This is a genomic window from Burkholderia sp. MSMB2157WGS, from assembly GCF_001532755.1.
Taxonomy (GTDB): domain Bacteria; phylum Pseudomonadota; class Gammaproteobacteria; order Burkholderiales; family Burkholderiaceae; genus Burkholderia.
Genome location: NZ_LPJG01000053.1, coordinates 65,571 through 87,003, shown reverse-complemented (window position 1 = coordinate 87,003; position 21,433 = coordinate 65,571). Strand labels below are relative to the sequence as shown.

The window sequence follows — 21,433 nt, the reverse complement described above, 5'->3', positions numbered from 1 at the left end:
GCGCGCCACGTAGCCCGCTGCGTGCCTGCCCGACTCCCGCCACCGCTCGCCGCCGCGGCGCGAGCGACGCGGCGGCCCCTTCTTCATCGTGCCGCCGTCGGCGGCATCGTCGCGCCCGTCTGCCGGCGCCGATACGCGCTGTCGCGCGTCGCGAGCCAGTAGTACAGCGGCGACGTCAGCAGCAGGCCCACGAGCCACGACAGGTCCGCGCCGCCCAGATGGGCGGGAATCGGGCCGGCGTACATCGGCGTGTTCATGAACGGAATCTGCACGACGATGCCGATCGCATACGCGAGCAGCGCCTGCGGATTGAAGCGGCCGTAGATCCCGCCGTCCGCCATGAAGATCGACTGGATGTCGTACTTGCCCTTGTGGATCACGTAGAAGTCGATCAGGTTGATTGCCGTCCACGGCACCAGCACGACCAGCAGCGCGAGCACGAGATCGACGAGGTTGCCGACGAAGTTCGTCGACGCGCCGATCGCCGCATAGCAGCAGGCGACGAAGATCGCGACCGACACCACCGCGCGCGTCTTCGCGGTCGGAATCCACTTGTATGCGACCGTCTGTACCGACGTGATCACCGCGAGCACCGCGCCGTACAGGTTCAGCGCGTTGTGGCTGATCACGCTCAGCAGGAACAGCACCAGCATCAACGGGCCGAGCGGGCCGGTCGCCTGCTTGACCGCATCCATCGTGTCCGCGCCGGCCGGCACCGCGAGCACCGCGACCGCGCCGAAGACGAACGCGAGCGTCGAGCCGATCGTGCAGCCGAGATAGGTTGCCCAGAACGTCGACGCGACGCCGACGTTTTCCGGCAGATAGCGCGAATAGTCCGACACGTACGGCGCGAACGCGATCTGCCACAGCGCCGACAGCGATACCGTCGCGAGCCAGCCCGCGAAGTCGAAGCCGCCGCGCGTCAGGAAATCGGCGGTGCTCACGTGCGACAGGATCATCCAGAAACCGACGGCGATGCCGATGCCGAGCACCCATGTGCCGATCCGGTTCAGGATGTGGATGAACCGGTAGCCGACGATCCCGATCAGCCCGGAGCCTACCGCGCCGATCACGATGCCGACGGGAACCGGCACCGACGACGCGATGCCGTGCACCGACTTGCCCGCGAGCACGATGTTCGACGCGAAAAAGCCGACGTACATCACGGCCGCGATCACCGTGACGAGCAGCGCGCCCCACGAGCCGAACTGCGCGCGGCTCTGGATCATCTGCGGAATCCCCATCTGCGGCCCCTGCGCCGAATGCAGCGCCATCAGCACGCCGCCGACCGCCTGGCCGACGACGATCGCGACGATGCCCCACATCAGGTTCAGGTGGAACATCTGCACGCCGAGCGCGCCGGTCACGATCGGCAGCGGCGCGATGTTGCCGCCGAACCAGAGCGTGAACAGGTCGCGCACCTTGCCGTGGCGTTCCGAGGGCGGCACATAGCCGATCGTGTGCTTTTCTATCATCGGGGACGCATTGCGTTCCGCGTTCGTCATGGTGATGTCTCCAGTCCTGCGCGGCGATGCGCGCGTGCCGTGTGCGCCGGCGCGCGTCGGGGGGCGCGCCGGCAATCGGTCCGGATACGCGAGCGCCGCCGCGCTGCATGCACGCGGCGGCGCCGAACGAAGCGTCGCGTGCGCCGCCAGGCGGGGACGGATGACGTGTCCTGCCGGCACCCACGCGGCCTCGTCGCGATCCAGGCTGGAGACGATGGTGCGCCATGCGCATCGGGACCGGAAAATACTAAAAATATTTCCGCGACATACGAAAAAGCTCTGCAGCGGAAATTTCGGCGCCGAACGACTTCAGGTAAGGTGCTACGCGAATCCAACAGCATGCGCCCGCGGCGGCACGCCGGGGCCGGGCATCAGGGGTGCTTGTGGCTCACTACACTTTGCGGCAACTGAAATACTTCGTCACGACGGTCGAATCCGGCAGCGTCGCCGAGGCATCGCGTCAGCTCTTCATCGCGCAACCGTCGATTTCCAGCGCGATCAAAGGGCTGGAAGAGAGCTTCGGCGTGAAGCTGTTCATTCGCCACCACGCGCAGGGCGTGTCGCTGACGCCGAGCGGCACGCGCTTCTACCGGAAAGCGCAGGAACTGCTGCGCATCGCGCACGAGTTCGAACAGAACGCGCTCGCCGACAACGACGTGATCACCGGGCAGATCGACATCGGCTGCTTCGAGACGGTCGCGCCGCTCTATCTGCCGCAACTGATCGCGGGTTTTCGCGAGCGCTACCCGGGCGTGAACATCCGGCTGCGCGACGGCGACCAGCAGGAACTCGTGCAGGGGCTGACGTCCGGCACGTTCGATCTCGCACTGATGTACGACCACGATCTCGACGGCACGATCGAAACCGAGCCGCTGATGCCGCCGCAGCAGCCGTACGTGCTGCTTCCGGAGCACCACCGGTTCGCGGGCCAGACGCACGTGTCGCTGCGCGACCTGTGCATCGAGCCGATGATCCTGCTCGACGTGCAGCCGAGCCGCACGTATTTCGTCAGCCTGTTTCACGAGCTCGGGCTCACGCCGAACATCGTGTTCGGCTCGCCGTCGATCGAGATGGTGCGCGGGATGGTCGGCCGCGGCTTCGGTTTCTCGCTGCTCGTCACGCGCCCGCATTCCGACTATACGTACGACGGCCAGCGCGTCGTGACGATCGGCCTCAGCGAAACGGTCAGCCCGTCCGGGCTCGTGAGCGCACGGCTGAAGCGCGGTCAGCTCACGAAACAGGCGCAGTCGTTCGTCGATTTCTGCCGCGAGCGGCTCGCGCAGATCGTCGCGCAATCGGCGCAATCGCCGCCATCGGCTCGATAGCGGCGGCACGGTCGACGATCGGGAACAGGACGAGGACGACACGCGCGCCGCCGGGTGCGGCGCGTGCGTGCCGGCCGCCCGTTCAAGCGGCGGACGAGAGATACGCGACCAGACGGCCCAGCATCGCGTCGCATCCATGCAGTTGTTCGAGCGTGACGAACTCGTCGGGCTTGTGTCCCTGATCCATGCTGCCCGGCCCGCACACCACGGTCGGAATGCCGGCCTGCCCGAACAACCCGCCCTCGGTGCCGAACGCCACCGTGCCGAACGCGTCGGACCCGCTCAGCAGCGCGAGCAGGCGCGCGGCCTCGCTGTCCGGCGCGGTCGCCAGCCCCGGATACGCGCCGAGCGGCTGCAGCCGGATGTCGGTATCGGGCTGCACCGCGCGCATCCTCGGCAACAGTTCGGATTCCGCATAGTCCTGCAGCGTTCTCGGCACGTCGTGCGCATCGAAATCCGGCAGCGCACGCACCTCGAAATCGAATTCGCATTCGGCCGGCACGATGTTCAGCGCGCGGCCGCCCTTGATCAGCCCCGTCTGCACGGTCGAGAACGGCGGATCGAAGCGGCCGTCGTGCCGTTCCGGCCGCGCGAGCGCCGCGCCGATCTCGCCGAGCCGGCCGATCAGCTTCGCCGCATAGTCGATCGCGTTGACGCCCGACGGCGCGTAGGCCGAGTGACACGCGGCGCCCTTCACGTGGCAGCGCATCGCGAGCTTGCCCTTGTGACCGAGCACCGGCTTCAGTTCGGTCGGCTCGCCGATCAGGCACATCCGCGGACGATGTTCGCGCGCGGCGAGTCGTTCAAGCATCGGCCGCACACCGAGACAGCCGACTTCCTCGTCATACGAGAACGCGAGATGCACCGGCAGGCTCAGCGGCCGCGCGACGAACGCCGGAACGGCCGCGAGCACCGACGCGATGAAGCCCTTCATGTCGGCGGTGCCGCGGCCGTACAGCCGGCCGTCGCGCTCGGTCAGCCGGAACGGCTCGACCGTCCACGCCTGCCCGTCGACCGGCACCACGTCGGTGTGCCCCGACAGTGCGACGCCGCCGCGATCGCGCGGGCCGATCGTCGCATACAGGCTCGCCTTCGTGCGTTCCGCGTTGTAGAACAGTTCGCTCGGCACACCGAACCCAGCGAGATAGTCGTGGATGAAGCCGATCATCTCGAGATTCGAATCGCGGCTGACCGTCGCGAAGCCGATCAGCCGTTCGAGCAACGCGCGGCTCGACGGATCACTCATCGCCCGGCACTCCGTAGCTCGGCGCGGCGGTCGGGTTCAGCGCGCGTGTCTGGTAGTCCTGCATCTGCGGTCGATACGCGCGCCACAGCGCATCGAGCTGCCCGATCGGATCGGCGTCGGCCCAGTCGATGCGCAGGTCGACGATCGGCCAGGTCACGTCGCCGGCCACCTTCAACGCGGCCGAATGCACCGGGCCGGCCTCGCCGCCGGCCGTCATGGCCGCGTGCATCGCGGCCAGCAGCCTGTCGGCGAGCAGGCCGGACGCCTGCTCGAAGGCCCGCACCATCGCGTCGATCACGGCCGGCGCGGCCAGCAGGTTGCCGGCCGCCACGCATTGTTCGCCCTGCACCGCGTGATGCGTGCCGAGCGCCTCCTTGCCGGTGAAGCATGCCGTCTGCCCCTGCCCGTCGATCGCCGTGACCTGCCTGTACTGGCTCCAGCCGTTCGCGCTCAACGCGCGGTCGAGCGCCGCGGCAGGCGCGAGCAGGTCGTGTTCGATCAGGTCGAGAACCTGAGGTCCGAGCGCCGGCAGCGTGATGTTCTGCGTCGCGACGGCGCCGACGCCCGCGCGCACCCACGGGCAGCGCGCGCCCACCGCGATGCTCGACGAGCTGATCGCGATCCCGAGCTGGCCCGTCTCCGGGCAGCGCCCGACGATGGAGAAAGTCATGTCGACCCCTATGCGTGGCTCGGCTGCCAGTTGTCGGGAATCACCGCGATCACGTCGATTTCCATCAGCCACTGCGGCTGCCCGAGCGCGGAGACGACGAGCCCCGTCGAGATCGGGTAGACGCCTTTCAGCCACTTGCCGACTTCCCGGTACACGGGTTCGCGATAACGCGGATCGATCAGGTAGGTCGTCGTCTTCACGACATGCGTGATGTCGCTGCCGGCTTCCTCGAGCAACTGCTTGACGTTCTTCATCGCCTGCTCGGCCTGCGCGCGCGCGTCGCCGAGGCCGATCAGGTTGCCGTCGAAATCGGTGCCGACCTGACCGCGCACGTAGACGGTGTTGCCGGCCCGCACGGCCTGGCACAGGTCGTTGTCGAGCGTCTGGTTCGGATAGGTATCCTTCGTGTTGAACATCCGGATACGCGTATGGGTAGGCTGGCTCATCGAGATCCTTCGAGTGTCGGTGGGGTCGCCCGCCGCGCCGGAAGCCGTCGCGACGCGGCGGGATGGGTCTGTTCGTCAGGCGATCAGTTCGCCGCTTCGGCGAGCAGGCGTGTGTCGAGCCGCACCGCTTGCGCGGCTGCGCGGCGCTGCGACGCGTCGTGATACGCGAGGTACTTGCGCTGCGTGACGATGTGATCGGCGATGTGCTTCGCGTCGTGCCACACGCCCCAGATGAAGCTGGAGCCGCGTCGCGACAGCCAAGGCAGCCCGAGGAAATAGATGCCCGGCTCCTTCGACACGCCGCGCTGGTGCTGCGGCTTGCCGTTCGGCCCGAACGCGTCGACGTTCAGCCAGCCGTAGTCGACCGCGTAGCCCGTGGCCCAGACGATCGACGTGATGCCTGCGACGGCGAGATCGAGCGTGAGGATCGGATGCGCCACGCAGTCGGGATCCGGCAGGATGCGCCGTGCGTCCGGCTCTTCCGGCAAGTCGAGGCCGTTGCGGGCCGCATACGCGTCGGCCGCGTCGAGCAGCGACAGGTAGTTCTCGTCGCCGCGCGCGAGATTGGACGCGAGATCGCGTTCGAACACGGCCACGCCGCCGTCGAACGACTTCGTCAGCCCGACCAGCGTCACGCCCTGGTTCGCGAGCGCGCGGAAATCGACCGTATGGCCGCCGCGTGCACCGCTCACCGCGATCGTCACGTGTTCGCGGCCGGGTGTCGCGACTTCCTTGTCCCATTCGCCGAGCACGCCGAGCCACCAGCAGAAGTCGCGGCCGCGATACGCACGCGGCGGGCGATCGTGCGGCCCGACCGACAGGTAAACCTGCCGGCCCGCACGCTGCAGCTCGTCGGCGATCTGCACGCCCGACGAACCCGCGCCGACCACCAGCACCGCGCCGGCCGGAAGCTGGCCCGGGTTGCGATAGTCGGCGGAGTGAATCTGCACGACGCGCGCGTCGTCCGGCGCGATCGGCGGAATCACCGGGCGCTGGAACGGCCCCGTCGCGACCACCACGCGGTTCGCCTCGATCGTGCCGTCGGACGTCTCGACGACGAAGCCCGGCTTGCCCGTGTTGCGCACCACGTTCTTCACTTCGACGCCGGTGCGGATCGGCGCGTCGAACTTGCGCGCATACGCTTCGAAGTAGTCCGCGACCTGGTCCTTCGATGCGAACGCGTCGGGATCGAGACCGTCGAATTCGAGGCCCGGGAACCGGTCGTGCCAGGCGGGGCCGTTCGCGACCAGCGAATCCCAGCGCCCGGTGCGCCAGCGTTCGGCAATACGGTCGCGCTCCAGCACGAGGTGGGGCACGCCCAGCTTGCCCAGATGCTCGCTCATGGCCACGCCGGCCTGCCCGGCGCCGACGACGAGCGTATCGATTGCGGTTGTTTCGACTGCCACGGCTGTCTCCTTCTGAAGTGCGGCTCATGCGACGCGCGGGGTCGCGTGAGCGGGAATGGAGACATTCTGCTGACAGGCTGCGTGGGGCGAAACGAGGTTTTTTGTTGGTGTTGACGAGCAAAAAGCTGGGGCGTGGGCCGGTGGCGGGCGACGTGCGTGCACGCAGTCCGAAGCGGCATGCCGGCAGGGAGCCGTCCGACACCCACGTATCGGAGCCGAAAAAACGGATGCGTCGACGCGAGCGACTCGATAGTCGGCACCATCGAACGATATGTCGCCGGCGCCCGCGCGCATCGCGGGCGCCGGTTTGCACGGACGGTGCCGACTACACGTCGGTCCAGGCGTCGGTGCCCTTTTGATACTGCATCACGCCGCCGTGGATCCGCACCCGCAGGTTGCCGTCCGGCACCTGCACCCAGTCGATCATGTCGAGGCTCATCATCAACGCGACGAAGAAATCCTGCACCTTTTGCGACGTGCTGGCCTGCCAGAGGTCGATGCGCCCGACGCACGCTCGCATGTCGCCGCTTTGCTGCATGATCGTCTCGACCTGCCCGGCGACATCCGCGGCCGTGTCGTAGACGTTCGTGCCGCCGTCTCCGACGATAGACAGATGGATCCCGCGCACCAGTGTCGGCTGGCCCGGCGTCTGCTCGACGAGCGCGATGCAGCTCGTCATCGCGCCGAAATCGATCTCCGTCGCATCGCCCCATTTGCGCTCGCCAACCCGCAGCGGCGCGGGACCGCGTACGTTCTCAATGATGTAGGACATGGGTTCCCCTCATGACTGGACAGGACTGCCGGTAGCAGGCCGCGACGCGTTCAACCGGAACGTGCGTCGTGCCCGCCGCTCACATCCCGCATCGGCCCGGACGGTCCGGCGGGTCGTGTCGATCGATACTGTGTCGCCGCACGCGCGGCAGGCGATCGCCCCGCGGTTCACACGACGCGATGGCCCGCGACGTTCGTCATCGGCGCCGCGCGCTGCGTGCGCCAGGTGCGCTACGTGCCCTTCTTGTCCAGCAACGCCTGATACTTCTGCAGGCTCTCGTCGATCCTGTCGAGCGCGACGCTCGCGGCCTCGCCTTCGATCGCCTCCGCGGCGCCCGCGACGACCGCCGCGGTCGCGACGAACAGGTCCGTCAACAGCAGACCCACCGCATCCATCGCCATGCCTTTCACGTCCTCGTCGATGGTCTTCTGCGCCAGATCCTTCATCAGCACGCTCTTGCCCGCGATCGCCAGCGACGTCGACGCTTCGAAGTAGTTGGCCGCGGCCTGCGCGACCATGCCGCCTGCCTGCGTGATCATCATGTTCGGGCCGACGGATATCTGCGTCGTCGCGTAGGACGCCGCCTCCGCGTTGATCGCCTGCACGGTCTTCAGCGCCGACGGGGCGCCCCCGGTCGCACCCGCGATCTGGTCCGGCGCCTTCAGCGCATCGGTGAACCTGCGCAGCCGGTTGATCGGCCATGCACGCTTGCCGGCTGCCGAAGCAGCGGCGTGCGGCGCGGCATCGGCCTGCGTCGTCGCTTCGGCTGCGGCGTTAGCGACGTCATCCGGCGCTTGCGTCGCGCCTGTTCCGCGTCCATCCAAAAGACCTTTCATGTTCATGACTTAGGTGTCCCGATAGTCGTCGCGTCCTAATGCGTGGGGCCCGTCTGCGGCCCGGCCGCCGCGGGCAGCGCCGCGCCGCCCGATGGCGGCTTCGGCGACGCCTCGACGGACAGGATCATGGCCACCGCCTTCGACACGACGGCGTTCGAAATCTGGTTCAGCGCCGCCTGCTGCTGCGTCATGTTCTGCGCCGAGATGCCGACGGCCTGGCTGAACATCTGGTAAAGCATGCCCAGCGCCTGGGCCGGCGATCCCGCGACGACGTTCACGTTGGTCTGCGTCAGCGCGTCGGTAATCTGCTCATTGACTTTGTCTGCCACGAGGCCTCCTCGGATCTCGGCTCCGGCATGCGATTGAAGGAACGGGCGGGCCGGCAGGCCATCGACGCCGTGCATGCAGTCAGGAACGCTGGCTACCGGCATTCGTGAACGCGCTCACGCGAGTTCCTCGCGCAACTTCTTGCGCAACAGCTCGACGCGTTTTCTGGCAAGCGGCTCGTTGATCCCGAGCGTCGCGGCGATGTGCAGATAAGGTCGGTCCTCCTCGAACTTCAGCGTGAACAGCATTTGCTGCTGCGGGGAGAGCATCGACAGCGCCCGCTCGAGGCGCAGCAGCTGCTGCCGAAGCAGCAGTTGCTGCTCCACAGACGGCGCGTGGCCGGCCAGCTCGACGGCGTGATCGTCGTCCCAGGCCGGGTCGAATTCGAGCATGCCGCTTTCGCGCAGACGGCGGCGCGCGCCATCGAGGAATGCGTGATTCAGCGCCAGAAAGAGAAAGCCCGCGAGGTTGCGAACGCGTTCGGGCGAGCGCTGCAGGTAAATGTGAACCTTGAGTGCGGTATCGGAAAGCAGTTCGTCGGCACGGTGAATATCGCCCTTGCACAACAGGCGCGCGCGACGCCGCAATTTCCCCTGCATTTCCCGCCACGTGCGATCGAGCTGCTGCGCCGAAGACTCGGGCGTCGGGGCAGCGTGCTGGTTCGAGGTTGTCATCCCGTGTCTTCCTTTTTTTATGGAAAACACAGAATCGATTCGACACCGGGAATGGCGCTGTTACCCGCGTAACACCGATATAACGATAATCGGTTTCGGTAAATTTTCTTGATTATTATGAACGGAAATTTTAATTCACCGGCATAGCCCGATCCGTCGTTTCAGATACGCCGTCGGGCCTGACCGAATAACGGCATTGCGATGAAAAAGAACGACTACCGCCGCGATGCGTCCGTGCGTCGGCATGCTGCTTTTCATGTCGGTCGATCCAGCGCGCTTGCCGCCGAAATGCCGCCTTGTCCGGATTGCCTGCCGATTATTTCAATACTTTCGTTATTCATTTTTCACGTAATGCCGAAGGCAGCGTTTTTCGCTAGGTGGCCGCATCGTCAAACAACCTCGCGCGGAAAACATGCCTGCCCTTGCTGACGCTCAAACGCTGCGCAATATACCGATACTGACCGATCTCCCGGACAGTCTGCTCACCCACATCGAGCGGCACGTCACGCCCTGGCCCGAACACGGCAATCGCCTGTTGTTCTTCAAGGGCGATCCGGAGGATTTCATCGCGTTCGTGCGCCATGGCCGCGTCTACAAGACGCTGCACGAACCCGGCGGCCGCGAGATCATTCTCGGCCACGCCATACCGGGCGACCTCATCGGCGAAAACACGCTGATTCGCGCGCACCGGCGCAGCTTCACCGCCCAGTTGAGTGCCGACTGCCGCGTCTTGCTGCTGCATCGCCAGCACTTCGCGCCGCTGCAGGCCAACGCGGAATTCATGGCGCGCGTCCACGACCAGCTGTGCCGGCACATTCACCAGTTGAGCGACTTCGTCGAGTCGGCGTGCCTGTACCGGCTCGAAGCACGGCTCGCGCGCCATCTGCTGAATCGCATGCAAGGGAATGGTCTCGAGGTGCCGCTGCCGGAGAGCCAGAGCATCCTCGCCGCGATGCTCAACGTCAGCCGGCCGCGGCTGAACAGCAGCCTGCAGAAGATGCAGCGCGACGGCCTGATCCGGCTACACGAACACGGCGTGACGATCGAGAAACCGGAGCGGCTCCGGACCATCGCCGACGCCAATTGACACCCGCCCCGGCAAGCGCATGCGTCATGCAGCGCCGCCGTGCGGGCAGGTGGGTTGCGCGGCGCGCCGTAACGGTCAGCCGCGGGTCAGCCGCGCCCGTGGCCGATGGCGTTCATCAACTGCGCGACGGCGGCCAGTTGCGATACGAAGTTGTCGTTCGCCGACCGCGCCGCGCTGGCCAGCGCCACCGGCGAGCCGGCATAGAGTTGCATGATGCCGACGGTCGTGGCGGCAAGATTGGACGCCGCCTGGTTCGCCTGCATCTGCACCGCGTTGTGAAGCAGGATCGCGGACGCATGGCTGTTCGACTGCATGAGCGTGCCCAAGGCCACGGCGGGCGCTTCGCCCACCACCTTGACGTTGGCTTGCGTGACTGCATCGGTCATCGCAGGGGAAACCTGTTCCGGCATGTCGTTGCTCCTGGTGTGCGCGCCGCCGAGGCGCAGTCATGAAGGCGTCGGGGGGTCGGTCGGCGCCGTCGATGCGCGGCGGGGCGTCCCGCCGCCACGGGCGTCGACACGACGTCGGGCGCCGGGCGGCAGCCACCGCGGGACCGCCGCCCGGCGCCGACGCCGGCTTACGCGTCAGGCCAGCGCCTTGCCGAGCGCGAGCACGTCGGCCAGTACGGACAGCACGCCGTTCGAGCCGATTTCCGTCGCGGCGGCGCCGGCGCTCGCCGGCCCGAGCGTGTACAGCTGCATCGTGCCCACGTTCGTCGAGGTCGGCAGTTGCACCGCGGACTGCGACTGCTGCTGCACGGCGTTCTCGAAGAGCACGCTGAGCGAATGGCTCTGGGCCTGGTACAGCGAGCCCGTTGCCATCGCCGGCGCTTCGCCGACCACCTTGACGTTGGTCTGCGTGACCGCGTCGGTGATCGCGGCGTTGACCGTACAAGTCTTGCAGGGGTCCTTCTGGTCGTTTGCGTCATTCGGCATCGTATTTCTCCTGGTTGTCGAGCGGACACCGCATCGAATCGGCTCTGCCCGCTCCGTCGTTTGCTCCGGAACACCGCACGGCACCGTGGGTCAGGCACCGGCGGTCATGCTGCGACTCCGCGGCGCGGCGGCGGTATCGGCGGCGCGTGCCGCCTGCGCCGCCGCTCGACCGCGGCGCTGCGATGAGGCCTTACTGCTTGGTCACTGCCTTCCCGATCGCGATCACGTCGGCCAGAATGGAAATGATCCCGTTCGCGCCGATCTCCGTGGCGGCCGCGCCCGCGCTTTCCGGCCCGATCGTGTAGAGCTGCATCGTCCCCACGTTCGTCGACGTTTGCGACTGGATCGCGGCCTGCGACTGCTGCTGCACCGCGTTCTCGAACAGGATGCTGAGCGAGTGGCTCTGGGCCTGGTACAGCGAGCCCATCGCCATTGCCGGCGCTTCCGCGACCACCTTGACGTTGACCTGTGTGACCGCGTCGGTAATCGCGGGATTGACCTGGCACACTTGACACGTATCAGCCATTTGTAGCTCCTTGGTTCACGTAGTTGAGAGGTCGCACATGGGGCCGGCCGGTTCCGCGTTCGGCCGCATGACCCGCGTGCTACTCCATGGACGCTGGGCCGGGCGTATCGTGAACGGCGGCGGCGGGTTCGGACGGTTCGGCCGGATCGGCGCCGATGGTTCGCAACCTGTCCTCCATCGCGTCGAGCCTGACGGCGAGCCGTTCGGCAAGCCGTTCGGCGAGCGCATCGCCGTATTGGCGGAAGCAGGTTTCGATTTCCTGCCGAATCAGGCCCGTTAGCTGTTCCCCGATCATCATCAGCGCCTCGCGCGTGCTGTCCTGGATCTCCGCCGCGCCGGAGGCCTGCGCGTCGTCGTTCGGTGTGTGGGCATCGAGTACGCCCGACACCTTCTGCTGTTCCGATGCCAGCATGCCGAGGGTCGTCTCGTTCTGCATGTCGATCGTCTGCAGGATGCCGCGCATCTTCTCGTACGCCTTTTGCTGGTTGAGCTGCAGAAAATGCTTGATCTGTTCGCGCGCTTCGCGCCGGGTTTTCAACTGCGGCAAGGGTGGCTTCGCGGCGCTCGCCTGCGTGGCCGGGCCAGCGGCGGGCGCCGACGGGTTCCCCTGCCCGCTCGACAGCCGCGCGAGCAATGCCTGTTCATCGCCCGGCTCGAGCGACCGGCCCAGGCGCTTCTCCGCGATCTGGCGCAGCAGGGGGGCGAGTGTGTCGTTGCTCATGGCTCATACCTCCTCGAGATTCGCCCGCGGCGCGGGTGCGTGAGGTTCCGGTTCGGATGGGCGCCGCGCGACGACGGGCTGGTCGGTATGCTGCAAGGGATATCGCATGGGGTTCTCCGGGAAAGGGATGTGCGACGGCCCGGCCGGAAATTTCGGCGGGACTGTTGCAGGGACGAACCGTGCGAGGGGGCTGTGAAGTCGGTCGGCACCGCGGGCGGGCGGCGTGCGCGAGGATTCCGAGGTCGCCGGCGTCCGGACGCGCGAGAAGGCGCGCATTGGTCGAACTACATGCCGTTCGAGCGGGCGGACAGCACACGCGCGGCCGCGACTGTTCCCGACAATTCTTTCAAGTATCAGGAACCCAAATCAGTCCACCTGCCCCCTTAGCGACATTGAACGGACACCTTTGGTACGCACAAGCGCGTTGCGGCGGGCGATCGGCGGGCGGCTGCACCCGATCGCTGGCATGCTTCTTTACGCGGAATGATGTTTTTTTCTGGTATCGACGAGCCGATATCGGGCGGTTTGGGGATGGTGCCAAGCATGCGCGCACGCTGATCCGACGGAGCGCCATTTTCAGTAGCGCTGCGGTACGCGACCGAGTACGCAGAGAGTAACCATCGCGGGCCGACTTGCCGCTACGTCGACGAAACCCGCAACGAAGGCAATCTCGACTCAATGCCCGCCGTTGATTTCCGTATCCTCGAAGGCCAGATGCTCGAAATAGCTTCCGGTGAAGTCGACGTCGAGCCCCTTGAGGCCGTGAGCTTCCATCGTGGTGCCGGTACAGTTCAGTACCTGCACCGAATGCCACGTGTTGCCGTCGAACCTGACACCGTTCCACTTGCATCCGAGAAATTTCACGTCGTTGAAAGCGCTGCCCTGAAAAGCAGCGTCGTTGAAGCTGCAATCAACGAATGTGCATCCGGAAATCGCAATCTCCGCAAAATCGCAACCGGTGAACGTGCACGCCGAGAACCGGCAACCCGTCCAGCCGGCCTGCCGGAATGACGTTCCGGTGAAACTGCTGCCGCTGAAACTGCTACCGACAAATTGCGCGAGACCCAGATCGAGGCCGGCATAGGCAGAGCTGTCCGCCTGACCAGACAGTCCCGCAGGCATGCCGCCCACGCCCTTGCGCCACTGATCGTGCTTGTGGATTATTTCGGCACTGCTCATTGGCCTGCGTCCCGGTGCGCGGGAGCAGCCGGATTGCGCTCATCCTTGCCCGACGGTTGCTCATCACCATCGTCGTCGGATGTTGCCGAATCTCGGCTGGCGAACCATGCGACCAGACCACCCAACGCAAGCAGCGGACCGAGAAACAGGAAGTTCTCGATCGCGAAATCGCTTACATCGTGCGAACCGTAGCTACCTCCGCTGATCTGCGCCACGGCCCCCATTGTTGCAATCGCGCCCCAGGCAGCCAGGATCAGCCCTCCGACACACACCGTAGCGGCAATCGTCGATTTACGCATCTCTGCTCCGTCAAGCGTTCTCGGAAGGGTTGCCGACGCTGACCTGAGGCAGCTTCGCGAATCCAAGGTGATTGGCTTCGTTCCACCACGTCCACGTCACGTCCGCCGGCGATACGTCCAGATGCATGGCCCGTGGGTCGGGGAACGCATCACCCTGCAACACGTAGGCCTGGCGATACCACTGATTGAACGTGGCCGCCCGATGATGATCGTCTGCCACACCGGCCTGCCAGATGCCCGTCACCGGGCACGTGCGTGTGCCGCGACACCGGATGGCCGGGTCGGGAAATTCGGCGACGCGCGCAATACCCTGCGTCACACGCGGATGCGATTCCACCGGCTGCACAGGCATCGGAATCGCATCCCCGACATAGTGGAAGAAGATCCGACCGTCCTCGGGCATCAAACCGGGGCGGCTCCGATCGAACAGTTCCTCGTTCCGGTAATGCATCGGTACCTGAGCCGCATTCCATGCGAAATGGCGTTCGGTGGTCGGATATTTCAGTTGAGCGAGCCAGTAACCACCGACAGGAGCGGCCGTCGTTTCCGCCTGTGGAGGAACGGCGACCTGCGGCCTCTCCGGCAGCATATAGCCGTCGGGCACATAGGCGCGCCCCGTACGCAGAGACGCGGGATGCGCCGCGGGTTTGACCGGCGACACCGGCATGGACGTCACCGCCTTCGCCGCGTCGATCAACATCTCCTTGTTGCCATCCCACTTGGGCAGCTTGGTGGGCGGTAGCGGCACGACCTTGTCCAGATTCGGCAGACGCAGGTCGGGGTCGCGCTCGAGACGATCGGCAAGGACACTGTAGCGCTCGGCACGGGCACGATCCTTCACATTGCCGACCACGGGATCGCCGTCGTCAAACGCACCGAACAGATACGCCGCGCTCTTGGCACTCCCGTATTTCACGCCTTCATGCAGAACCTTGAGGGCTTGCGCGTTGTCTTCACCGAGCGATTTATCGGAACCGACGAGCGTTGTTCCGAGAGCATATGCTGCATCTCCATTACCTTGAGCGAAACCGCATTCAAGCATTTTGAGTGCAACCTTTCGATTTCCCCAGAAGCCCGACTTCGGGTCGTCGTAGACTGCGTCAAGCTTGCTACCCAAATAAGCCATGGCGCTCGGGCTGCCTTTGTCCGCAGCAAGTTGCCAGAATGCGAACGCACGGCTGGAATCCTGCTTTACCCCAACCCCGTTCATGTAATAAGTCCCCATCAGATCGTAGGCAGCAGGAATACCCAGTTTCATCGCCTGCTCGGTGATCTGCACGGCACGCTCACTGTTGCGGTCGACACCCAGCCCCTGAGCATAGGCATTTGCAAGGTTCAGCATGGCTTTCCAGTGCTTGCGCTCGGCAGCCTTGGTCCACAGCGCGACGGCACCCGCATAATCACGCTGGTTTGGCCACAGCAACGCGCTCGTCATTTTCATCGCCTGCTGATTCCAGCGATCGGCCTCCGGATCAACAGGCGGAACCACGGCAGCTTCGTGCACGCAATCAAACGATTCGCGATGTGGATTGAAAGCGTCGAGCGACATATTTCGCGGCAGGGAATCGTTCATCGAGCAGGCCGTACATGCAAAAAACAAAGAAAGAGAAAACGCGCCCGCCAGGCGCAAACGCTTGGACGTTGTAGAACTCATCAAAACTCGCATGATTGGGACGCGCATTAAGCCAGCCGAACGCTTGACGTGCGCTCGTCTTGGAACGCCATCAGGAAGCCCGACAGATCCAGACCTCTCTTTCTTTGCATGACGTTCGAATCCATGAGCTTCTGCCACTTCATGAATGTTTCCTTGATTGCATCGGGACTACCGTCGCCACCATCATGTTTGCCGCCGGTATGAAGCTTCCAAACCCGCTTACGCAAATCGGTACTCTTGGCACGATCATCACTGCCCACATTGATCTCCGCATCAACCGCCATGCTCCGTAAATTCAGGTTGGCGCTACCGAGCGTGAAGAAACTATCGTCTATCAGCAGCAACTTGCTGTGGATATAGATTTCTCTGTACCGGGCCGCAATCAACTGTGCCGACAGCGGCAGCATCGGCGCTCGGTCCGGATCGGGCAATTCGCCCTTGGCTTGCTGCTTCTTCACATATTCATCCCAATCAGCCTGCTGCTTCGCCGTCTCGGTATTCAACTTGGAATTGCGCCAATTGCGGTCGAAGGCCCACAGGCTACCCACCAGCGTGCGAATGCCCATTTGATCGAGCGATTTAGCAAGAGACGCCTTATCGCCAAGGTCCTTGGCGCTTTGCGCCGCGGGCGAAAGCGGTGCCGGGTAAAGATCGGGATCGATTCTCCCGCCGCTCGCCTTCTGCCGCTTGACATAGGCGTCCCACTCCGTTTGCTGCCGCCGGTTGCGGGCGAGCTCATCCTCGACTGCCTTGTCCTGATTAGGCATGGAGGTACCGTGCCCCAGAACCTTAACCGTATCGTGCGTACGCGGCACCATTTGTATCCGCTCGGGTGTCGGAATGACAACCATCACGTGCAGGTTCGGTATGTCCGACGGCTTCCGTCCGGCTGACTGGCTGCACGCAAGGAACTCGGTTCGCCACTCCTTCAGCTTATTCGGCCATTCCGTATATTGAAAATACTGATTCTCGACGTAGATATAGCTTCTTGCAAAGGACGTCGCCTGCTCGTACAACGCCTTGATGGATTTGTCCTTTTCTTCGGGCTGCGTTCGGACGACTTGCGCCCGTTGACACGGCGTACCGAGATTCCGCGTCAGGCCCGCCGGTACTTTTTTGAAATCGTGCGTTCTCGAGATATTCGCACCCTTGCCCTTGGCGCGATTCCACGCGTCGGTGAAGTTCTTGCTCACCGCCACCAACGCTTCACCTCTAATACGGCTAGCGTAATCCTGGAAAGGCTTCAGACCCGGTTGAGCGTCGTTCGCCCCCTCCCATGACTCACCGCGACGTGGATCGAAGAAAAGGTGTTGCTGTGTGTCCCAATAGTCGGTCACGCTGTTCAAGCCCATTACATAGCCTACTGCGTGCGCACCGCCATCGTACTCGTAGTCAATCAGAATGGTCTTCTGGTGATCCGTGGCCACTTTCTCCAGACCCAACACTTCCGTGAAATCGCGTTTACCCGGCTCGCCCGCCAGACTTTCGTGAACCGCTTTGCTATTGCCATCTCGGGTACGAACCGACAGGGTGGGGAATCGCCCGGCAAACGCATCGTCGTACCACCGCGCATTGAAGTCCTCACGTCGCTCCTGAGGCGTCTGCGGTTGAGGTGGCTTGTCGGTTGGCAAATAGATGCCACCCGCGGCGCCGACCATCATGGCCATCTTTTCTTCATAGTTCAAACGACCGCTGCTGTGGCCCGGCATATTGTTCGAACCGAGACTACCGATGAAGCCATACCACGAGAGCAAACGCACTTGCACCGGCTTGCCGTTGTTGAATTTCCCGGCGGCTACATCGCGCAGCAGACCGCCCCAGGTATCTCCTCGCGGCCAAACCGTGCCCTTGCGGATCAGTTCCATGCCCGGGTCGAAACCCCAGCAAATGATTTCGACACTATGCTTGGCGGCCTTCAAGTCGGCTGCAATCTGCATGAATGCGTCCTCGCCGCAAATGAATACGTCGAGATTATTCTTTTCATAAGGCGGCGCGTAGTAGTCCGCCTGCTTTTCCAGAAACCACTGCGCACTAGCGACCGTCTGACGCTTGCAGACATCGACCGGCGCCTTCGATTTGTTTTGGGTATTGGTATCGGACATCACGTTTCTCGTCGAAAACTGCAGCAAATCGTCGGTCAGCCCTCTGCGTGGCGCTGGCGCGATTCCGGATCGCCGTCGACCGCCCGCCATCCCTGTGCGGCCAGTTGATCGTCGTCGCTCAACCCTCCTTCCATCACGGGCACCTCGATCTCGTGCCCATTGTGCAGCTTGACCGTATAGGAAGACGTACCCTTCTGGTGATTCGCGATGATCAGTTGACCATGCTCGTCGGTCACGCCGTCCGCAATCTTGGCCGCTCCCTTGTAAAGCGTGTACGGCTCATAGGCAAGCGGCCGGCCATCGTTCGGGTGGGAACGGAGCACTACCGCGAGGCTGTCCTGTTGCTCCAACTCCTTGAAGGTCAGGGGATCGGGCGCTTTCACAGCCTTGTTGTCCGGCCCGACGAGACTGTGCGACGCCGCATGTTCGCGCCATACGCCGCTCGTGCCATGCACAACGCCGCCGCCATTCCACTGGCTGTAGCTCGACCCGCCGTTGATCGACGCTTCGTCGCTCGCCTGGGTATTGACCTTCGGCGAGCGGAACACGATTTCTTCGCCTGCCTCCAGGATGATGCGCTTGGCGGCCTTCACCACCACATCCTCCTTGTGCGCCTCGATCCGCAGCTTCCCGTCTGCCGTGACCAGCGTCATTCCCTTGGCCGCGAACGCGCTCATCCAGTCTCCGACGCGCATCAACAGGCGGCGCCCCGCGCTGATTTGCGTGTTGCCGGCACTCACTGCATCGATGTTGGTCTGCGCCCCGAGCACCATGGCGTCCTGGCTCGCGACGGTCACGCCGGCCGGCCCCTCGATTGCCACCATCGGCGCGCCGCCGGAGCCGCCGCCGCCCTGGTCAACGTTGCTGCCAGCATCCCAGCCCTTGATCTGCGATGTGATCTTCTCGATGCGTGCGAGGTCGGTATTGTCAGCGTCGTTCGCAGCGGACGCATCGCCGAGGTTCCGTACCAGTTCCTGCAATTGTTCGATCAACGTCTGCAATGCCGTACGTTCAAGCATCTTGCCTTCGGCACGCCCCTGCTGCTGCGCGGTCACGTAGACGCCCTTCGCGGCGCGAATGACCGCCTGGGCATCGGTTCTGGCCTCCAAACCGTCGCCACGAGGCGCCCCTTTGCCATCGTTACGAGGCTCCGTCAGGTAGCCCAGGTTCAGCTGGGTATAGGTGTGTTCGCTGGCAAGCTGGCTGCTGATCTGGCCGGGCGTATCGTCGAAACGCAGCTGGTTGTAGCGATCCGCCTTGATCTCCTTGGTCTTGATGCCGGATAGATAGCGATTGCCCGGAAGCGAACCGGTGTGGCTGAACGTGGTCGGCATGTTGGGACCGCCGTGCAGCACCCCGGTCACGACCATCTTGTCGGGGTCGCCGTGCAAATGGTCGATCAGCACCTCCATTCCCGCGCGCGGCAGCATGTCCATGCCGTAGTTCGGGCCGGCCCAGGGGCTGACCCATCTCACCCACGCGCTGTCCCGCTCGGTTCCGCTGGTGCCGGCACCTTGCGCGTGGGCATGATCGTCCCCGCGCAAACCGAGAATCTGCACCTTGATGCGCCCCAATTCGTCGCAGTGCACTTCCTCGCCGGCTTGGCCAACCACTTTCGCGGTAAACGGATGCACAGCCGGCAAATCGACGCGCGGATCGTACGCTGGCGTCAGCGGCACACCGCGGCGCACGCAAATGAATGTGTTCTCGTAGCGAACCCCGGTACCCTCTTCGACCGGCAACGCGTCGAAACTCCAGCGACTCGCGGCAAACAGCGCCTGGGCTCGCTCGTCGAGCGCCTTCGAAAAATTGTTGGTGGCCCGGTGGTGCAAGCTGGTAACGACGAACTGCCGCTGCTCCTCGGGCCGGGTATCGAGCTCCGGATGCCCACGCAGCGTGAACCAGAAACCCGGCGAGACATCCCGGACGTCGCTCGACGCATGCACGCATTCGGCGCGATGCTCATGTGCCAGAATGCGAGCCTTCGCCAGACGCTCGTGGTCGGCATCCGAGTCCGCCGCATGCGGAACGTCGATGACCGAGTCGGCCAGCAGCTTCGCGAGATCGTTGCCTGCCTCGCCGTGATCGACGATCGTCTCCTGTTCGGACTGCGCCATCCTGCCGGTCTTGTAATCCCAACTGGCGCGCCGCACGCTTCCGGGCGTCAATGCACGGGCCGTGGACCATAGCGTGACCGAGTCACGCTCCCGCGACTGCGTACCGCGGTGGTAAGGCACTTGGCCTGCCGCCGCCTGCGGCAGCTTCGTCGGATCGTCACAGAACACGAGCGTATGGACCGGCGTGTCCGTGGCCGCACCGTCATGCTTGCCTGCCCGGGCGTACCAGAAAATGCCGTCGCGTCGACACAACCGGCGAATGAACGCCGCATCCGATTCGCCCGCCTGGCGCGTCTGCTCGCGCTTTGGATACTGATTGCGATCCAGCACGAGTTCGAAATCGAAAGCCTGCGCCAACGCGGAGCTGCGTTGCTGCCATTCGTGCAGCAGCGTCTCCAGAATGTCCGGGACACTCATCGAACGAAACGTTCTGCTGTTGATCCGCTGATCGAGAATACCCAGCGCATCTCTCAATGTCAGTTGCACGCACGTAAGGGAACCGTCCGATTGACCGGCGCGGACATCCGTGATGATCCCGTTGATCGGATATGGCTTGCCTCGATCCGTCATCAGTTGCACCGAAAGCGGCAACCCCAAAAATGCAGAGAGCGGCAGATCCGGGCGTGACGACAAGCAGGTCAGGTGCCCTTCGAGGCCGACACAGAGGCCCTCCGTCAAATCGATGCTCTGCGGTACCAGGACATGCGCCAGCGCATCCTGGTGACGGCCCCAATGAAACCGGATCGCACGTTTGTTCTGATCGAGCGTGCCAACGAAGGCGCGCAGCATTTCGGTCACGTTCACTTATAGATGGGCATTCGGAAACGGCGCTCTCAGATCGCCGAGTCACCTGCGCGCTTGGTTGTTTGGTCACCGATTCTAAATGCAACGTTCATACGAAGACAATCGCACCATGCTAAACAGCGCGCAATCACTCGACCGAAGCCGCAGAGAACGCCATGGGTCTCATCGGCGTCCATGGCGTGACCGCGGCGCACACAATCGGTCAATCCGACCCCTTCAACAATTAAATATCAATTCATTGATTTTATTAATTTTTTACGTTCTTTCGGGTGAGCGACGGTAAACGCCTCCATATCCCGGCACATACCGCCCCGCCCATTGCCCGACAATTCTTTACGGTCAGCTGGCAGCCAAGCTGATAGCATGCGTGTCGCACACCATGGCCGATCCTCCCTGGATCGTCGCGCGCCGAACCAACGCACGTATCGATTGCGTGATCAAACGGCGCACCACGTGTTTATCCCCGTAGAACCCGCAACACCCCGGCTCGCCTCCTCGCGACCCGTTGCAGTAACCGTTGGAGTGGCGCGCCCCGCGCCTGCAAGCATGAAGAAATCGAAGCAGCCCACCCATCCCCCACGCGACAAAGACCGCACGCCGTTCGTCCGCGCCGGCGCATTGCTGCTGATGGCCGGCCTGCTGTACCTGCTGTGGCCGTCCGCCGAAACCGCGTACCTCGCGATGGAATCGGTGATCCGCTGACGTACGCGTCCGCCCACGCACTGCGCTATACTTGCGCGATGGAAACCCGACCCACCCCGCGGATCGCACATTGCTGGTGGCGCGCCTGACCCAGGCGGCC

At 64.2% G+C, this 21,433-nt stretch carries 21 protein-coding genes; 3 read left to right on the top strand and 18 right to left on the bottom strand.

All coding sequences use genetic code 11. The features are described from left to right. Positions 1 to 83: 83 nt before the first annotated feature. Entirely contained in the window at positions 84 to 1,505 is a 1,422-nt protein-coding gene (locus WT53_RS29935; protein WP_034209294.1) for a cytosine permease, read from the bottom strand. Positions 1,506 to 1,888: 383 nt separating this feature from the next. Here WT53_RS29935 and WT53_RS29930 point away from each other — a divergent pair, with 383 nt between their 5' ends. Next, positions 1,889 to 2,830, top strand: coding sequence for a LysR substrate-binding domain-containing protein (locus tag WT53_RS29930; RefSeq protein ID WP_034209295.1), 942 nt, complete (start codon positions 1,889 to 1,891; stop codon positions 2,828 to 2,830). A gap of 82 nt (positions 2,831 to 2,912) precedes the next feature. Here the strand turns inward: WT53_RS29930 and argE are convergent, their stop codons facing one another. The 8 genes from argE to WT53_RS29890 form a co-directional block, all read right to left on the bottom strand. Continuing rightward, complete coding sequence (gene argE, locus WT53_RS29925; RefSeq protein ID WP_034209296.1) at positions 2,913 to 4,076, bottom strand: acetylornithine deacetylase; 1,164 nt, start codon at positions 4,074 to 4,076, stop codon at positions 2,913 to 2,915. Continuing rightward, the gene (locus WT53_RS29920; protein ID WP_034209297.1) at positions 4,069 to 4,746 is read right to left on the bottom strand and encodes a DUF1028 domain-containing protein; all 678 of its coding nucleotides are present in this window, start codon (positions 4,744 to 4,746) and stop codon (positions 4,069 to 4,071) included. Before WT53_RS29920 ends, argE begins: the two co-directional genes overlap by 8 nt. Positions 4,747 to 4,754: 8 nt before the next feature. Beyond that, positions 4,755 to 5,192 (bottom strand): RidA family protein, encoded by a 438-nt coding sequence (locus WT53_RS29915; RefSeq protein ID WP_034209298.1) that lies wholly within the window; start codon positions 5,190 to 5,192, stop codon positions 4,755 to 4,757. Positions 5,193 to 5,275: 83 nt separating this feature from the next. Then, the gene (locus WT53_RS29910; protein WP_034209299.1) at positions 5,276 to 6,598 is read right to left on the bottom strand and encodes an NAD(P)/FAD-dependent oxidoreductase; all 1,323 of its coding nucleotides are present in this window, start codon (positions 6,596 to 6,598) and stop codon (positions 5,276 to 5,278) included. 325 nt (positions 6,599 to 6,923) lie between these two features. Beyond that, the gene (locus WT53_RS29905; RefSeq protein WP_034209300.1) at positions 6,924 to 7,370 is read right to left on the bottom strand and encodes a hypothetical protein; all 447 of its coding nucleotides are present in this window, start codon (positions 7,368 to 7,370) and stop codon (positions 6,924 to 6,926) included. Between the two features lie 230 nt (positions 7,371 to 7,600). Further along, positions 7,601 to 8,212 carry a hypothetical protein gene (locus WT53_RS29900; protein ID WP_034209301.1) on the bottom strand — a complete coding sequence of 204 codons (612 nt, stop codon included), beginning with the start codon at positions 8,210 to 8,212 and terminating at the stop codon, positions 7,601 to 7,603. 29 nt (positions 8,213 to 8,241) lie between these two features. Continuing rightward, positions 8,242 to 8,535 (bottom strand): RebB family R body protein, encoded by a 294-nt coding sequence (locus WT53_RS29895; protein WP_034209497.1) that lies wholly within the window; start codon positions 8,533 to 8,535, stop codon positions 8,242 to 8,244. Between the two features lie 114 nt (positions 8,536 to 8,649). Continuing rightward, the gene (locus tag WT53_RS29890; protein ID WP_257127890.1) at positions 8,650 to 9,237 is read right to left on the bottom strand and encodes an RNA polymerase sigma factor; all 588 of its coding nucleotides are present in this window, start codon (positions 9,235 to 9,237) and stop codon (positions 8,650 to 8,652) included. A gap of 382 nt (positions 9,238 to 9,619) precedes the next feature. Here WT53_RS29890 and WT53_RS29885 point away from each other — a divergent pair, with 382 nt between their 5' ends. Next, positions 9,620 to 10,294, top strand: a complete 675-nt coding sequence (locus tag WT53_RS29885) for a Crp/Fnr family transcriptional regulator (protein ID WP_034209303.1) — start codon at positions 9,620 to 9,622, stop codon at positions 10,292 to 10,294. An 86-nt stretch (positions 10,295 to 10,380) separates the two neighbouring features. On the opposite strand, the gene WT53_RS29880 is transcribed toward WT53_RS29885, so the two are convergent. The 9 genes from WT53_RS29880 to WT53_RS29840 all read right to left on the bottom strand — a co-directional run bounded on the left by WT53_RS29880 (position 10,381) and on the right by WT53_RS29840 (position 20,631). Continuing rightward, complete coding sequence (locus WT53_RS29880; protein WP_034209304.1) at positions 10,381 to 10,704, bottom strand: RebB family R body protein; 324 nt, start codon at positions 10,702 to 10,704, stop codon at positions 10,381 to 10,383. A 174-nt stretch (positions 10,705 to 10,878) separates the two neighbouring features. After that, positions 10,879 to 11,229, bottom strand: coding sequence for a RebB family R body protein (locus WT53_RS29875; protein WP_034209305.1), 351 nt, complete (start codon positions 11,227 to 11,229; stop codon positions 10,879 to 10,881). A 190-nt stretch (positions 11,230 to 11,419) separates the two neighbouring features. After that, positions 11,420 to 11,755 carry a RebB family R body protein gene (locus WT53_RS29870; RefSeq protein ID WP_034209306.1) on the bottom strand — a complete coding sequence of 112 codons (336 nt, stop codon included), beginning with the start codon at positions 11,753 to 11,755 and terminating at the stop codon, positions 11,420 to 11,422. 79 nt (positions 11,756 to 11,834) lie between these two features. After that, positions 11,835 to 12,476: a hypothetical protein gene (locus WT53_RS29865; protein ID WP_060262553.1), complete on the bottom strand. Its 642-nt coding sequence runs from the start codon at positions 12,474 to 12,476 to the stop codon at positions 11,835 to 11,837. A 675-nt stretch (positions 12,477 to 13,151) separates the two neighbouring features. Continuing rightward, positions 13,152 to 13,655, bottom strand: coding sequence for a pentapeptide repeat-containing protein (locus WT53_RS29860; protein WP_034209308.1), 504 nt, complete (start codon positions 13,653 to 13,655; stop codon positions 13,152 to 13,154). Beyond that, positions 13,652 to 13,954 (bottom strand): hypothetical protein, encoded by a 303-nt coding sequence (locus WT53_RS29855; protein WP_034209309.1) that lies wholly within the window; start codon positions 13,952 to 13,954, stop codon positions 13,652 to 13,654. Before WT53_RS29855 ends, WT53_RS29860 begins: the two co-directional genes overlap by 4 nt. Before the next feature lie 10 nt (positions 13,955 to 13,964). Continuing rightward, positions 13,965 to 15,527, bottom strand: a complete 1,563-nt coding sequence (locus WT53_RS29850; RefSeq protein ID WP_034209310.1) for a tetratricopeptide repeat protein — start codon at positions 15,525 to 15,527, stop codon at positions 13,965 to 13,967. A 107-nt stretch (positions 15,528 to 15,634) separates the two neighbouring features. Further along, positions 15,635 to 17,710 (bottom strand): phospholipase D-like domain-containing protein, encoded by a 2,076-nt coding sequence (locus WT53_RS29845; protein ID WP_034209311.1) that lies wholly within the window; start codon positions 17,708 to 17,710, stop codon positions 15,635 to 15,637. Positions 17,711 to 17,745: 35 nt separating this feature from the next. Then, entirely contained in the window at positions 17,746 to 20,631 is a 2,886-nt protein-coding gene (locus tag WT53_RS29840) for a type VI secretion system Vgr family protein (protein WP_230624967.1), read from the bottom strand. 546 nt (positions 20,632 to 21,177) lie between these two features. Between WT53_RS29840 and WT53_RS33945 the strand changes: the two genes are divergently transcribed. Then, a complete protein-coding gene (locus WT53_RS33945; protein ID WP_179949060.1) occupies positions 21,178 to 21,333 on the top strand; it encodes a hypothetical protein in 156 nt (51 codons plus the stop codon). Positions 21,334 to 21,433 lie beyond the last annotated feature (100 nt).

What these genes read in the sequence shown, in the direction of transcription:
- WT53_RS29935 (WP_034209294.1), bottom strand. Translation starts at nt 1,505, where the DNA reads ATGACGAACGCGGAACGCAATGCGTCCCCGATGATAGAAAAGCACACG.
- argE (WP_034209296.1), bottom strand. Translation starts at nt 4,076, where the DNA reads ATGAGTGATCCGTCGAGCCGCGCGTTGCTCGAACGGCTGATCGGCTTC.
- WT53_RS29920 (WP_034209297.1), bottom strand. Translation starts at nt 4,746, where the DNA reads ATGACTTTCTCCATCGTCGGGCGCTGCCCGGAGACGGGCCAGCTCGGG.
- WT53_RS29915 (WP_034209298.1), bottom strand. Translation starts at nt 5,192, where the DNA reads ATGAGCCAGCCTACCCATACGCGTATCCGGATGTTCAACACGAAGGAT.
- WT53_RS29905 (WP_034209300.1), bottom strand. Translation starts at nt 7,370, where the DNA reads ATGTCCTACATCATTGAGAACGTACGCGGTCCCGCGCCGCTGCGGGTT.
- WT53_RS29900 (WP_034209301.1), bottom strand. Translation starts at nt 8,212, where the DNA reads ATGAACATGAAAGGTCTTTTGGATGGACGCGGAACAGGCGCGACGCAA.
- WT53_RS29885 (WP_034209303.1), top strand. Translation starts at nt 9,620, where the DNA reads ATGCCTGCCCTTGCTGACGCTCAAACGCTGCGCAATATACCGATACTG.
- WT53_RS29880 (WP_034209304.1), bottom strand. Translation starts at nt 10,704, where the DNA reads ATGCCGGAACAGGTTTCCCCTGCGATGACCGATGCAGTCACGCAAGCC.
- WT53_RS29875 (WP_034209305.1), bottom strand. Translation starts at nt 11,229, where the DNA reads ATGCCGAATGACGCAAACGACCAGAAGGACCCCTGCAAGACTTGTACG.
- WT53_RS29870 (WP_034209306.1), bottom strand. Translation starts at nt 11,755, where the DNA reads ATGGCTGATACGTGTCAAGTGTGCCAGGTCAATCCCGCGATTACCGAC.
- WT53_RS29865 (WP_060262553.1), bottom strand. Translation starts at nt 12,476, where the DNA reads ATGAGCAACGACACACTCGCCCCCCTGCTGCGCCAGATCGCGGAGAAG.
- WT53_RS29860 (WP_034209308.1), bottom strand. Translation starts at nt 13,655, where the DNA reads ATGAGCAGTGCCGAAATAATCCACAAGCACGATCAGTGGCGCAAGGGC.
- WT53_RS29855 (WP_034209309.1), bottom strand. Translation starts at nt 13,954, where the DNA reads ATGCGTAAATCGACGATTGCCGCTACGGTGTGTGTCGGAGGGCTGATC.
- WT53_RS29850 (WP_034209310.1), bottom strand. Translation starts at nt 15,527, where the DNA reads ATGAACGATTCCCTGCCGCGAAATATGTCGCTCGACGCTTTCAATCCA.
- WT53_RS29845 (WP_034209311.1), bottom strand. Translation starts at nt 17,710, where the DNA reads ATGTCCGATACCAATACCCAAAACAAATCGAAGGCGCCGGTCGATGTC.
- WT53_RS33945 (WP_179949060.1), top strand. Translation starts at nt 21,178, where the DNA reads ATGAAGAAATCGAAGCAGCCCACCCATCCCCCACGCGACAAAGACCGC.